This is a genomic window from Bacteroides eggerthii (assembly GCF_025146565.1).
Lineage (GTDB): Bacteria > Bacteroidota > Bacteroidia > Bacteroidales > Bacteroidaceae > Bacteroides > Bacteroides eggerthii.
The window spans coordinates 3,891,353-3,905,700 of the sequence record NZ_CP102258.1 but is presented as its reverse complement, the minus strand read 5'-3'; the positions used below and the strand labels follow the sequence as shown (position 1 = coordinate 3,905,700).

The following is a 14,348-nucleotide window of genomic DNA, read 5'->3' as shown; positions in this document are numbered from 1 at the left end:
ATTTTTTAGAATGTGAAAAAGAGACAACCGGGTGTTCCAACCGGCACACTCCGGCTGTCCCTGCAAGGACTTACCTATGCATCCTGTGCATAGTCGCTGTTCCAGTCGTTCTCGTCATCCCCTTTTGTACCTTCCAACTTGATGACAAAACTCTTTGCCGGGAAATAAGGAGTCAGGTGAATGTCGAGGAAAATACGGTCTTTCTGCTTCGGATCGCGCTCGAAACGAAGAATCTTGAATTTCTCAATCAAGCGTCCGGGACCCTGTATGCTATCCAAAAACTTGCTGATCTGACCACGCAAATCCCTTTCCGCCTTGCTGTTCCAGTTCTCAAAGGCACGGCGGTTGAGGAAATCCATCAGCACTTTCGTTACCCAATCGAACACACGGACTACGGAATAGGTCTGCAATCCCAAGTTGTCCCCATTGAACAATGTCTTGGCAGAGAAAGCCATCACCTTGCCGTATTCCTTCACCATCGGAATCAGGCCAATCTTCTCGATTTCGGAAATCTCGCTTTTTTTCAGATTGAAGGCAACCCCGTCCACTTCGCTCATGGAACCATACTTCTTACCGGCGGTAACCTGTGCCATTACCGTCTTGTACACACTGCCGGCCAATGCCGCAGAAGGAGGAATCAGCAAGTCTTCGGTTTCGCCCAGTTCTGCATAGCGTCCCCGTCCTACCAGATAGTTGCAGGTCATACATACGTTGGACTTGTACACATCGCCTCCCGAAAGATTGGAATCAAAGAACATTTCAATGACATCATCCGGTTTTTCCAGATCAGCGAAATCCGTGTAAATCATCACCTTGTTGTCATGCGCAATCTTTGCCCATTTTTCAACAACCTTGTTGGAACCCAAATATCCCGGGATAACCAGCAGGGAATAGTTGGTACGCAAGTCCAAACGGTCATAATTCGCACGAAGCTCGTTTGCAATGGCATCGATAAAGAAGGAGTTGTCCAAATCGGTAAGCTGGCTCATCGAAGCGTTCACAATGGAGATATTCTTGATCTTGTCGGAATCCGTATTCTTGTAGAAGAGCATGACCGTGCGGTAGGACTTCTCCAACTGCCTGACCTCTTCCACCGCTTTCAGCTGGTTCTGGGATAGCAGACCGGACACCGCCGCAGACTTCTTCTGGCACAGCTCCACCATCTCGCTGATGGATTTGTTGCCTTTCAACATATCGACCCACATCTCAAGCCGTTTTTCCAGCTCCTTGCGCTCAGCCGCCCGTTCAGGGTCGGAAAGGAATATGTTCCGCCGTGCCTTACGCTCCGGATTCATGTTCTGTATGCCGTCCACGGAAGATTCCAAGACATTGAAACCGCCAAACTTAGCCAGAATCTGCAATTCAGCGTTCAGATTTCTGGACTGCGCCACAGCCTGTTGCTGCTGTACGGCTGCTTCTCTTTGTGTATTCTGTTCGCTCATAACTATCATTCATTAGTGGAGTTAGACTTCTCATTGTTCTTCAAATCGTCCAAAATGGCAGAAATCGCATTGACAAACGCTCCACGTGTCTCCGGATTTTCCAGCACCCGTTGCAGCACCTTGTTGGAACGCAACGACTTCTCCATCCTGTCCGCAAACTGCTTTTCCGCATTCAGGCCGGACAAGAATGAACTCTGCTCCGTCATTTTCTTGACAGAAAAATCACCGACATTGTGGAAACGGAAATTTTCCTCTACGGGAGCACCGTCCGCATCCGCGAACTCGATATCTATTTCCGGCCGGAAATGTGCAAAGACTTCGTCAATGTTGGTCAGACCTGCAACCACTTCGGGAGCCACCGCCTCATCCTTCGTCAGCTGTTCCACCAATAAGGTTCGATTTTGTGGAATTTCCGCAATACCTTCGGAAGCGTCAATCTTCACTTCGTTTCCGCCGATTCCATAATTACCAAGATCCATACTTATTCAATTTTAAATTTAAAATATATATTAATTAAATCTCGCTCAACTGAAAAAACTTCCCCTTCTTCTGGCCTTCGCCTGCTGCATATCCGGATTGTCCACCAGTTCCTTCCAATCCTCCCCAATCCATTCGCAGAGCTGCCGTTCCAATATCCCGACATCAATCGGAGCACGAACCAACCTTCCCGTATGAAGAGCCAGATACGCCGCATAAACGAACGTGGAACTCCGCCTGATTTCGGCAGAAAGGTAGCTGCCGCCTGCCAGGGCAAGCAAAAAATATTCGAAAGCCTGTTCCATCTTTCCATCCTCATAGCGCAGGAAACCACACATGCGATAGCCTTCCATGACATAATAAGGGTCCTTTTGCATGACGGCTTTTTTAGCCATCATGTCATACAAGGCAACCGCTTCCTCCCGTTTTTTCCCGGCTGTCAGAATGGCCGCTTTCATGGAAACAGCCATTTTCCAATAACTATATCCTGCCGTTTCACCGCCCTGCATCGCCTTTTCCGCCTCCCGGACGGTTTCGTCGCTGTATTTCATGCTATGCTTATATTCCCTGATAGCATAACATGCCTCGGATGCGATAAGCAGAGCGGAAATCCGGATATTCGTATCCTTTATTTCCTGTGCAATATCCAACAGTTTTCGGATTTCCCTGTCCAATAATTTCCAATCCTGCTTTTGTGTAGAATCCATGACAACCGTAACCTGCTGCTTGAACCGATTTTCAGGTGCAATCAGGTCGTTACCGCTATCCGACCGTGCCATCCGGTTATGCAAAGCCGCCGCCATATCGAACCGCGGGCGTATGCAAACCACTTCCCGAGACTCACCCAATCGGATACTCCTGTTCTTTTTCAAGTCAATGGTTGTCATCCGGATTCCCTGCGGGACACCTTCTTTCAGCACATTGCCGAACCATCCTGTCCGGGAATACCCCCTTTCCTGTTCCGGAGGAAAGTACAGACAGAAAAAGGCATCATCCAACCGGGAGATACATGCCTTGAAACGCAACATCTCTCTCCACAAGTTGCCCGCCGTATGCTCAACCGACACATCAGGAATGTATTCTTCCTTCAGCAACCCGTCGTGCCTCAGAGCCCTGAGAATATCATACTTCTCCTCAACCTTTTCTGAAAACCAACCCGCATATTCCTGCCAGAGCTGTTCAGTGTATTCCTCGTCATCCCCCCTGTACGGCGTATCAAAACGAAAGAATATGTCATCGAACTGCCCTACCGGAGAACGTTCTATTTCCAGAAACCTGTCTACCAAGTCCACATCGTTCTGCCCGACAATCCATACAGACAGTTTCCAGTCCTTGTTGCCGACTATGTCCGCCCAGTAATCGACCGCTTTGTAATATTCCTGTATCACAGATGCAGATGCTCCCATAGCCAACCGAATTATGAGTTAAACTTTACTATTCCTCCCGAAACCGTTACGTTTCCCTTTCCCTCTATCATCAGATTTACACCGTTGACCGTTCCGTTCTTTGCAGCAACATCGTAATCCTTTGTCGCTTCCTGTTTGATATTGGTACCGCTGCTGCTAATTATACTCTTTTCGCTGCTGAGTACCATACATTCGTTGCCGGACAGCAATGTTACACTTTTCCTGCCTTCGAGAGCAATGGTATCGGCCTGCAAGCCTATCGACTTATCATCCATTACGATGACCGATTCCGCCTCGTTGGTAAGGGTAATGCTCTTTTTCGCCATGACGGTAATGGCATCCGTGCCATCCAACATGATCAGCTGTTTTCCCGTCTGGTCGGTAATAACGATGCTTCCCGTCTCATCATCGAAAACGATGGCATTGCCGCTGCGTGTGATAATGCTCTTGACCTTGTTGTCCTTGTCCCCTCCTTTACCTGAACCGGAATGGAACACCGACCCCGTAACATAGGGGCGGTCCGGGTTGCCATGCTCGTAGCTTACCATAACCTGATCGCCGACTTCCGGAACAAATACCCATCCGCGATTTTTGGGAACCGCACCACTTACTCCCGCATTAGGAGTCTGCACCCTGATCCAATTGGTTGTCTTGCCGTTTTTCTGCCAGTCGAAAGCCACTTTCACACGTCCCTGTCCCTTGTCGTCGTTGTTTTCCTTCACCGTAGCCAGTTCCGGCAACGCCAACGGCCGCTTCGCATCGGGAACAGGAATATGTACCGTACTGTCCGGCACACCGACAAAACTATTGGAGTAATGTCCGTCACGGCATACCTCATGCTCAATCCCGACAATACGGAACTTGCCTAAAGGAGGCAGTTTCATCCTGTCGGGGAAAGAAACATCGATGATTTCACCAATCCTTATCCGGCAAGTCTTTCCTATGCCTTTGATGTTCAGAAGATTGGCACCAGACGCATTCTTTACAATCCTCATCTGTTCGTCCAGTTCCGCCTTGTCCGTTACATGGGGGTCGGCAGCCGAGGTTGTTTTTGCGGTATATGCCTTCTCAGAGCAGCTGTGTGCAATAGACTGAAGGTCGTTCATGCCATCCGGTTTGGCAGGCGTATCCGCATTATGCTGTTTGTTCTCCTGCGCTACATAATCGTATCTTGCGGATTTACCCGGTACCAGATTGGCAACCAGACGTACTTCCTCCAAATCCATGTCATAAACAATCTTCTCCGTATTGTCCCTGTCAGGCTTGCCGAAATACACTTTCGTTCCGTCATAATAGAACCACTCCCCATAAAGAGCCGAAAGGCGATTCATAAAGTCAAAGACACTCTCGTTATACTGCGCCATGTAGGGTATGGGCGCCGCATACTTGGGATTGGAAACCAGATTGACCTTTCCATACTCCTGCGTCGCCTCCTTTATTATGGTAGAGAGGGACTGATCCATCCAAGAGTCGAGTGTCCTGTTGTTCTCATACAGTATCGTAGGGCTTGTTCCGTGAATGGCCACTCCGCCTGTCTCGCCCATGCTTCCAACCATTTCCACTTGAGTGATGATTCCCTCGAAGTCATAACTTTCACCCGTCTGCCTATGGACAAATGAAATGCTGGCAGTTTCCCCGATGTAGCCGATGAATTTTTCCGGGGTCTGTTGGAACGTATTGTTAGGCGACAGATAATTCACCACCACAGTAAAGGTGTGATGCCGGTTGAAACCCTGACGGAGATGCAGTGAAACGAATTTCTGTTCTTCTCCTTTCACGGTTACTTTAGTAGTCACCAAATTCAGAAAACTTGCTCCCATACTATCTTAAACTATGATTTTAAATAAATAATCCGACTGGTCGGTATGTTTTTTGGTGCCGAAATAACCGGAATTGGTATATTCCGGCACCTTAAAACTTTGATTAGGAAACAACCATTAGTTGTTTTCCGGCCAATCCTGTACAAATGTAGCCTCGTCCATCTTCACGGTCTGTGCAGAAATGGCGAACTTGATTGTCATCGGATAAGGGTTAGCCACATTCAGTGCCTCTTCGTAATCCACCACATAACCATTTTCGAACACCAATTCCTTCATTTTGGCATCTTCATCCGCTTTCTTGAAGACGATGTTTCCGTTTACGGGCTGGTACTGCTTGAACATCTTATCCAGCACAATGGTATCGGGAGTTGATTCGATTTCCACATAGATTGTGCCACCATAAATGTCAGATGCCGGACGGCCTTTGGGGTCCACATCACGATTGAACTTAACTCTCCAGGTCAGTACATCAAACTCTCTTGAGTCCGAAAACTTAAATGACGCTTTAAATGCCATATTCTCAAAGTTTTAAATTAAAAAAATAAGTTGATTTTGAAATATCCGGTCAAAGGAGGCCTGCTACAGTCCTATCTTTGTCCTTCAATTTCTGCGCCCAATATATGGCATTTTCTGAAAACTACAAAGAACTTTTGATGATTTTTTCTTGTTTTTGCCGAAAATATGCCCATAAGCATAAAAAAAACACTGCCAACAATAGCCGAATTATTTTTTTTGCCTTATATTTGCAATGTTCTCCTGCGCAATTTTTAAATCTTACGATTATGGAAACAGGAGTTGGTTTCATCAATCTTGATGATTCTGTAAAAATTGCGCTTAACATAGCACTTGCAGTGGCTCGTGAAAATGCGAACGAGTGTTATACACCCTCGCATTTGTTGAAGGCTCTACTTCATAAAGATGTAGGGTTAAGAGATTTTATAATAAGTATAGGCAAGGATTTAGGCTATTTGGAGGAATGGGCGGACGTGTATATCGAACAATGCCCGAAATCCACCCAGTTGTCCGAAATCAAGCCTTCGGAACGGATTGACGCCGTTTTCCGTGCCGCAGACGATGCACGAATCCAGTTCGGGCTGTTCGACATCAATCCCATCTGTGTGCTATTGGCACTGGCAAAACCCGGTGTCGCTTTTTCCAGCGACCAGCTCAGGTCTTTCCCCATTCTGGAAAAGGATATCCATTCCATATATATAGGTAACGGGCAGCCGGCATGTCCTTCCGCCACTACGGAGAAGCCCTATGCCCCGACTTCCGCCTCATCCTCCTTCTTGGGCAAATACTGTGTGGATCTAACCGAAGATGCGGCCAACAAGCTGCATCCGGTCATCAACCGCGACCGTGAAAACCGTATGGTCATGGAGATACTGGGAAGCCGGAGCAAGTCCAATGTCCTGATTGTCGGTGATGCCGGAGTAGGAAAGACAGCACTGGTTTACGGACTTGCCTGGGACATAGTCAGCCATAAAGTACCCTCGTTTCTGGAAGAGACCCGTGTATTTGAGCTGGACAACGCTTCCTTGATTGCGGGAGCCACCTACAAGGGGGAAATCGAGGACCGCCTGAAAAACATCCTGAAGGAATTGCGGAATATCGACAATGCAATCCTGTTTATTGACGAAATCCATGTATTGCTGGACAACCGGCAAGGAAATACCGGTGCTGGAAATGTATTGAAATCCGAACTGTCGCACGGCGACCTGACCGTCATCGGTGCCACCACCATTGACGAATACCGCAAAATCATCGAGCCGGACCATGCTTTCAGCCGCCGTTTCGAGGTCATACAGGTAAGCGAACCGGACATAAAGTCCGCTATCCAGATGCTACACTCCGTGCAGAAACAATACGTGGACTACCATCATGTAAGAATCAGCAACGAAGCCGTAGCCGAATGTGTCCGTCTTGCCAAACGGTATATCAAAGACCGCCGTCTGCCTGATTCCGCCATCGGTCTGCTGGACATGACGCTCTCCGCCATCAAGATGGTCAATGAAACAGGAAAGAAGAATGTGGAGACCCTGCTGTCCGGGCTGGATGAAATAGAAAAGGACGAAAAGGACCTTCAGGAAAAGACCGAAGAACTGAAAACGCTGCTTTTCGTAATGCACAACAAATTAAGCCCCATCCTTTTAGGAGTCATACCCGATGAAGCGGACATCCATGAATTGCAGGAGTATGAAGAACTGACCGGCTATCTGAGAAACGCATTGAACGTCCTCCTCCAATTTGCAGAGAAGAAAATAGAGGAGGTGGGTATCTATGAGGTAGCCGCCGTTGTCGCCAGCAAGACAGGCATCCCTATCGGCAAGATACAGTCGCAAGAAAAGGAACGGCTACTCAATATGGAAGACTATCTGAGGCGACGCGTCGTCGGACAGGACCAGGCCCTGAAGACATTGACGGATGCCATCCTGGAATCCCGTAGCGGCATGAACAAGCCGGGACAGCCCATCGGCTCCTTCTTCCTGCTGGGACCCACCGGTACCGGCAAGACCGAACTTGCCAAAGCACTAGCGGAGGCACTGTTCAATGACGAGAAATCCATGATTCGATTCGACATGTCCGAGTTTAAGGAAGAACACTCCGCCGCCCTACTGTACGGAGCGCCTCCGGGATATGTGGGATATGAGGAAGGCGGCATGCTGGTCAATAAAATACGGCAACAGCCATACGCCGTTGTCCTCTTTGATGAAATAGAGAAAGCGCATCCATCCGTATATGACATTTTCCTGCAAATCATGGACGAGGGAAAACTGCATGACCGTCTGGGCAAGGAAGGAGATTTCTCCAACTCCATCGTGCTGTTCACATCCAATGTAGGAAGCGAGTGGCTGACCAAGCAACTTGAGTCCGGCAATGTTCCGTCCACCACCCAGATCATGGAGGTGATGGGGCAGCATTTCCGTCCGGAGTTTCTGGCACGCCTGTCTGAAATCGTTCCGTTCTCCCCCATCCGCGAAGACATACTCCTGAAAATATTCGACATACAGTTCAACGGAGTCAGAAAACTTCTGGACAAGCAGGGTATCGGCATAACCATCACCGATGATGCCCGTAAGATGCTTGCACACAAAGGATTCACACCCAAATACGGTGCCCGCCAAGTGGCCGGTGTAATCCGTAACTATCTGCGCAGACCGATTTCACGGCTTATCATCAACGAGGAGCTGGGCAAAGGAAAAAGTCTGGAGGTAGATCTGGACGAACAGAATGAATTAACCTGGAATATTCACCAATAATCAAGTATCGTATGTTTGGATATACCGTATTCTTAAAGATAGGCAACCTGGCTGCCTCCTCACTGACCGACATGTACAAGGACAGCTACCAGCTCATCGGCTGCGAATTCGGATTTGCCCAAGGGATAGATATCAAAGGACAGGTACAGACCGAGGTAAAAGGCGGCACGTTTTATGTAACCTACCCTCATCTTCCCAACCGTGACATGATCCAGTGGATGCTGGATGCCCGTAAATACCAGAGCGGAGCCATCGTAGTTCATGACAACCAAGGCTCCACGCTCGAAAAGATACTCTTTGAGAAAGCGACTTGTGTGGATATGGAAATCAGCTATATCCGGCAGGGCAAAAGCTATATTGCGACCAAACTGACCGTACAGGCACAGAAACTGGCATTCGGTACAGAAGAGTTTGAAAATCAGTGGGTGTTTTAAAAACAGCAGCGTTATGGGACTTTTTAATTTTCCGCAAGTGGACAGCAACGTGAATGTCATATTCAGCGTTGACGGCGACGAATATGCAGTGGAACAGTTCAAGATAGGTTTTCACCAGCCAGTAGATAACCTAAAGAACCAACCGGAAGGCGAAGTGCGTGGAGGACGAATCATGATAACCCTTTCGCAGACGGTGAAAAGCAACATCTACGGATGGGCTGTGAAACCGTGGGTGAAAAAAAACGGGGCAGTTCTGTTCAAGACCGGAACGTCCGGAGTGATATTTGAGGTGGCGTTTATGAACGCGTATTGCATAAGGCTACACAGAAGTATCAGTTTCGGACAGGGGTTATCTACAACATTAACGATTTCTCCAGAAACATTAACTGTTCAAGGTGTTGATTTCGACAATAGATGGGTGTAATATGGGAAATTATAGAACAACATATATGGAGTTAGATGACTTTAGGGTCAGCTGTATCCAAGGATATCCTTATGAAGGATTTGTCATTGGGTGTGGGTATGCATATGTTGAAAACATCCCATCGGAGATGGCTATATTAGAAAATTCATCATATATATACAATCCAATAAAAGTTCAACAAATAGACACTTCTTTGTTGGCAATTATCAAGAGCCTTCATTTGACACCTGATGACATTCGAAATAAATTAGTTTCAGAAAAAGGAGATATGTATGTCTTAAATATTCCAGAAGGCCCATTGATGATACCTAAAAAAGATTCTGAAATTATCATATCTACTGATGAATCCGATACTTATTTCAATATTAAAATTGAAGTGAAAAGTAAGGATATAAATGAAACATATAATTATGAATATAATCACTATTATATTGATCGTTGGTCAATAGAGTTATTGAAACTTTTAGGAACTAAGGATACTAATACTTTGATTGATAGTTTTATAGATTACTCAAAGGAAGTGTGTGGATATGTTGGCAATTTTGCAGAAGGTTTGACTAAAACAGGAAAAACTAGAATTTCAAATAAAAATTTGAGACTTTATTTTGAAAAACAATCAGGATATATCTTTTATGGTAATCAATATGTTAAGACTTATTCACTTTTTCGTATCGGGGAGAAAATAGGAAATGCAATAAAACCTATTGAATATGGATTAAATGCTCTTGAAATAGGGTACGCTTTGGCTAAAGATAAAGGATTTGGAGATAATACCCAAAATACTATTTTAAAAATTGGTGGTGGCATGGCTGGAGGGGCTGCTGGTTTATATTTAGGTACAAAAATAGGAACGTTTTTAGGAGCTACTGTTGCTGGGCTATTTACTGCTGGTATTGGAATCGGTGCCGGCGCTGCTATTGGAGGGTTTATCGGAAGTGCTATTGGAGGGTATTTGGGTGGTGAGTTGGGAGAAGATATTATTATCGATATTTCAAATTCTTTGATATTAAAATGAAAACATTGCTTAATTTATATTGGAATATAATGTTTTATTGTACATATACATTGTTGTTCTATCTTTTTAATAGATTGCTAAATCCAATATATTGGTTGCAAAACAAAAAAGTTAGATTACGACTTAATGAATATATTAACAATATTGTGTCTTTTTTGAATAAACGAGAAGTGGATGAACGAGGTATAGATTCTGGGATTATTATATTTTCAACTTCTTATATTTGTGCCCATACACTTTGTTTTTTAAGTTTTATATTTTGGCTTATTTATAAAATTACTAGGGTCAATGTCATTCAAATGGCTTTCAATAACATGTTGGTATTAAGTATATTTTTTGTGATTATATGTGCGGTTATATATATTACGAACTATTTGTTTTTGTTTAAAAAAAATAAGTACGAGTTTTTTTTTGTGAAGTTTAATACGGATAAAAAATATACACTATATTATGGAATATTTTTATTCTCTTTGACAATGCAGTGTATATTGGTTTGGATTATGATTAGTTGCTAATAAGATTAAATTTCATATAAGACGAGAATTTAAAGACTCTGAATATCAATTTTCTAAACCTTATTCAATATATCGTTAATATTTAAATAGATTATTATGAGACAATATAAAGTATTAGTGATTTATATCATAGCTAATGGTCAATTAGAAAAGTCTTTTGAAGAAGAACTGGAGAAATATGGATTAGAACGTGTGGGAGAACAAGGTATATTCGCCCTCCCTTTAGAGGAATATCGGACAAAGGTACAGGCATTCAAAGCCTACCTGCGAACCTACGTGCGCAAGCATTTGGACAGTCAGGACACCGTACTGTTCGTTGAATCACGCATGAACGAGGAACGGACTCTGACAACCATGCTGCAAACCAATCTGATGAGTGAAGAAGAATAAAAAAACATAAGGATATGAGTGCACAATCGTATATCAAGTTCTGGACCGCCGAACCCTCGGAGCATGAGGAAGTGCAGGCATACGACCTGCTAGGCTACGAGTATGACTTCCGGAAAGAAACCACTTCTAACGGAAAGGTAACCGGAAAGACCTACGGCGGTAAAATACGGGTAAGCATTGCCGGATTTCCTACAGAGGAACTCTTGGAATGGATGTTCAATTCAAGAATCCTGAAGGACGGAGAGGTGATGAACACTTCCGGCCTGCCCGGTACTCCCAAAGAGATCATCCGTTTCAAGGGAGCAAAATGCCTTGAGTTCAACGTACATTCAACAACCAAAGAGAGCCGTATATCACTATTCATCCACTTCCGGGAAATGGAGACCGGCGATTCGTGTCACTTAAACTTATAATCATGAACTGGTTCACTTCATTGTTCAAAAACAAAAAATCCTCAATGCCGGATGACCGCTACGTGATGCGGCTGTCCGTCTGCCATGAGGCATACAGCATTGAAGAGTTCGACCTGCAATTCAAGCGGAATACAGACCGTGACGGATTGCCTGAAGGTGAGGCATACGGCGGATTCATTACCTGTACCCTTATCGGTATGCCGGGTGACGAGCTGTTGAGATGGGCCGCATACAGCCACTCCCATGAAGACGGCGAAATACGGATCTACCAGAAGGAGCAACCCGACCAACAAGCGGCATTTGCCTTGCGCTTTGTGGATGGGAACTGCATCCGTCTGCAACGCAAGGTTGACCGTATATCCAATTCCAGCAGCATCGTCCTTCTGTTTGCCGCAAGAACACTGAAGTTCATAGACGAAGAATTTGAAAACGAATGGCACTGACAAGTATGGAAACAAAGTTTTGCAAATTGCCCCTGGATTTTGAAGCCTTGCTCAGCGAGGATGTGGAAAACAGCCGTCTTGCATCCTGCTCGGAAATCGAGTCCATCGATCAGTTTATCGAACTGCTGATCAGTACGGCTCCCGGCGAACATGCCTTTGACAAGGAGTTCGGCTGTGAGATCTTTTTTCTCGACTTTGAAAGCATTGTTTCACACACCCGTTGGGAAGGACAATTCTCGGAATATATAACCAAGGCAATTACTCGGCACGAGAAGCGGCTTACGGGTGTAAATGTACGTGTCATCATTGATGACACCACCCGACAGGACAATGTATTTGACGCTCCCGCCGTAAAGAAACGTGTACAAGTATATGTATATGGAACCCTGGTACATACCGGAGAAAAACGGTGTTTCTATTATGTAATCTATTTAGGACCGATTTCAACCCGATGAAAGGATTATGAGTACAGAAAAATACAATAAAGAGCAAATCAGAAACCGTATGCTGAAATACGCTGCGGCTTTCTGGGGAATAAAAAAGGCGGAAAACTTCGACCCGGTTGTCAAGCTCCTGCTGGAAGCATTGTCCAACGAGATATATATGCTGGGAGAGGATTTTACCGCCATCGAGACAAGGCTGCTGGAAAAGACCGCCCGAATCCTTACTCCGGACATCCTTACCTCACCCTTTCCCGCACACGGCATCGTACACGCCTATCCCATAGAACCGTGTTACCTGATAACCCGGGAATCGGGCATGTATTACGAGAGCGACTCGCTTACCCGGAAGCTATCGACCGGAAGTGTATCGTTTTATCCCGCCTGCGATACCCTGCTGCACAAAGCCGACGTGAAATATATGGTCTGCGACGACCTTCTCTACCGGATAGCCCCTACCTTGGAGAAGACCATGATTGCCCGTGCAGAAACAAGGATGCCTCCGCGTACCGTCTGGTTAGGAATGGCGGTGGATGAATCCATTTCCGACCTTGAAGACTTTTCCTTCTATCTGGATTTTCCCAACCTTACGGAAAGCTATGAATATCTGCTCCTGCTCCCCTGTACGGAATGGTCCGTAGAAGGGAAAACAGTCGTGATGGAAGGGGGAATCCATGAAAAGACAACCATACAGAAAGAACCAACCCGTGCCTTTTTCCAAGACTATGACGTGATGTCCGTCATAGACAAGGAAGTCATGGATATTTACAGCAAACATTTTCTGAAGGTATCGCAGTCCTTTCCACTCGACGGTTCCTGCAGGAAAAACCTTCCGGACACCCTGCGGTCCTGTTTCAAAGAGGCCGTTCTGGAGAAGATGCAGGACAAGCTGGTATGGGTGAAAATACAGTTCCCCGCCCATTTCACAGCGGAAGTCCTTGAAGAACTTCATGCCGGCATCAACATCGTGCCTGTAGAGAACAAGACGCTTCACGAACAGACGACCACCCTTGAGGAAACTTTCAGGGTGATACCCTTGCGCACGGGCAGCTACGAATCCCTTCTGTCCGTACACAGCGTGAAGGACTCTGACGGAAAGAACTACCATGAACTCCTCTATCCCGCAAAGGATTCCACGGAAAGCTATGGAACCTACTCCATCCGCAAAGGAGGATGCGAGCGTTTCGACTCCCGTTCCGCCAAGGAGCTGCTCGGCTATCTGTCCGACCTGCTGGATGACGAGACCCATGCCTTCAATGCCGTATCAAGCATCAAGCTACAGGCACTTACCATCCAGATGGAGCAACTGATGGCGCAAATGAAACAGACAGCGGACAACATGAACGAGTTCAGGGAAACACCTTATTATCTTATGATTGACGAACTGTCCGGCAAGGGGCAGATTACCGTCAAATACTGGACAACCAACTGTGAGGTAGGAAACCGGATACAGGCAGGCGTAAACCTGTCCCCCAATGCCACCACTTACCTGGACCCGAAGACACTGGCTCTGGTCAGTACCACCTACGGTGGGAAACAAGCCCCCCAAAACAGAGAACGGATTGACATCTACAAATACGCCTTCATTTCGCACGGCCGTGTCCTGACACAGAACGACATAGCCAGTTTCTGCAAAAAAGAACTCGGCGAACTGCTGGTGCGGACAGAAATCCGGAACGGGGTGGAAATCAGCCCGATGCCGCACGAAGGACTGATCCGAACCAAAGAAGTCCATCTGATTCTTGGAACGAAACTGGATGAGCCTTCGCAGGAAAAACAGATAAAAGACAACCTGCGTACCAAACTCTCGGCCTGTTCGCCGGACACATTCAATTACCGGATATTCATAGAATACAATAAAGCATAAAT

At 46.0% G+C, this 14,348-nt stretch carries 14 protein-coding genes; 9 read left to right on the top strand and 5 right to left on the bottom strand.

Annotated elements, in window-relative coordinates:
- Positions 1-74: 74 nt before the first annotated feature.
- The 5 genes from NQ546_RS16245 to tssD (NQ546_RS16225) all read right to left on the bottom strand — a co-directional run bounded on the left by NQ546_RS16245 (position 75) and on the right by tssD (NQ546_RS16225) (position 5,661).
- Positions 75-1,451 (bottom strand): DUF5458 family protein, encoded by a 1,377-nt coding sequence (locus tag NQ546_RS16245; RefSeq protein WP_004288713.1) that lies wholly within the window; start codon positions 1,449-1,451, stop codon positions 75-77.
- Positions 1,448-1,921, bottom strand: coding sequence for a hypothetical protein (locus tag NQ546_RS16240; protein ID WP_004288714.1), 474 nt, complete (start codon positions 1,919-1,921; stop codon positions 1,448-1,450). Before NQ546_RS16240 ends, NQ546_RS16245 begins: the two co-directional genes overlap by 4 nt.
- Positions 1,922-1,966: 45 nt before the next feature.
- Complete coding sequence (locus NQ546_RS16235) at positions 1,967-3,325, bottom strand: hypothetical protein (RefSeq protein ID WP_004288715.1); 1,359 nt, start codon at positions 3,323-3,325, stop codon at positions 1,967-1,969.
- Positions 3,326-3,336: 11 nt separating this feature from the next.
- On the bottom strand, positions 3,337-5,145 hold the full coding sequence (locus NQ546_RS16230; protein ID WP_004288716.1) for a type VI secretion system Vgr family protein: 1,809 nt from the start codon (positions 5,143-5,145) through the stop codon (positions 3,337-3,339).
- 117 nt (positions 5,146-5,262) lie between these two features.
- Positions 5,263-5,661: a type VI secretion system tube protein TssD gene (gene tssD, locus NQ546_RS16225; protein WP_004288717.1), complete on the bottom strand. Its 399-nt coding sequence runs from the start codon at positions 5,659-5,661 to the stop codon at positions 5,263-5,265.
- A 266-nt stretch (positions 5,662-5,927) separates the two neighbouring features.
- Here tssD (NQ546_RS16225) and NQ546_RS16220 point away from each other — a divergent pair, with 266 nt between their 5' ends.
- From NQ546_RS16220 to NQ546_RS16180, 9 genes are all read left to right on the top strand, one after another.
- Complete coding sequence (locus NQ546_RS16220; protein ID WP_039953014.1) at positions 5,928-8,405, top strand: ATP-dependent Clp protease ATP-binding subunit; 2,478 nt, start codon at positions 5,928-5,930, stop codon at positions 8,403-8,405.
- Between the two features lie 11 nt (positions 8,406-8,416).
- A complete protein-coding gene (gene tssD, locus NQ546_RS16215; RefSeq protein ID WP_004288719.1) occupies positions 8,417-8,839 on the top strand; it encodes a type VI secretion system tube protein TssD in 423 nt (140 codons plus the stop codon).
- Between the two features lie 13 nt (positions 8,840-8,852).
- On the top strand, positions 8,853-9,263 hold the full coding sequence (tssD, locus tag NQ546_RS16210) for a type VI secretion system tube protein TssD (protein ID WP_004288720.1): 411 nt from the start codon (positions 8,853-8,855) through the stop codon (positions 9,261-9,263).
- 25 nt (positions 9,264-9,288) lie between these two features.
- Positions 9,289-10,278, top strand: coding sequence for a hypothetical protein (locus tag NQ546_RS16205; RefSeq protein ID WP_004288721.1), 990 nt, complete (start codon positions 9,289-9,291; stop codon positions 10,276-10,278).
- A 611-nt stretch (positions 10,279-10,889) separates the two neighbouring features.
- Positions 10,890-11,183 carry a hypothetical protein gene (locus tag NQ546_RS16200; protein ID WP_004288723.1) on the top strand — a complete coding sequence of 98 codons (294 nt, stop codon included), beginning with the start codon at positions 10,890-10,892 and terminating at the stop codon, positions 11,181-11,183.
- Between the two features lie 14 nt (positions 11,184-11,197).
- Positions 11,198-11,596 (top strand): type VI secretion system tube protein TssD, encoded by a 399-nt coding sequence (gene tssD / locus NQ546_RS16195; protein WP_004288724.1) that lies wholly within the window; start codon positions 11,198-11,200, stop codon positions 11,594-11,596.
- Between the two features lie 2 nt (positions 11,597-11,598).
- Positions 11,599-12,039, top strand: coding sequence for a type VI secretion system tube protein TssD (gene tssD / locus NQ546_RS16190; protein ID WP_004288725.1), 441 nt, complete (start codon positions 11,599-11,601; stop codon positions 12,037-12,039).
- Positions 12,030-12,494 (top strand): GPW/gp25 family protein, encoded by a 465-nt coding sequence (locus tag NQ546_RS16185; protein WP_004288726.1) that lies wholly within the window; start codon positions 12,030-12,032, stop codon positions 12,492-12,494. The genes tssD (NQ546_RS16190) and NQ546_RS16185 overlap by 10 nt, the downstream gene beginning before the upstream one ends.
- Before the next feature lie 7 nt (positions 12,495-12,501).
- A complete protein-coding gene (locus NQ546_RS16180) occupies positions 12,502-14,346 on the top strand; it encodes a type VI secretion system baseplate subunit TssF (RefSeq protein WP_004288727.1) in 1,845 nt (614 codons plus the stop codon).
- Positions 14,347-14,348 lie beyond the last annotated feature (2 nt).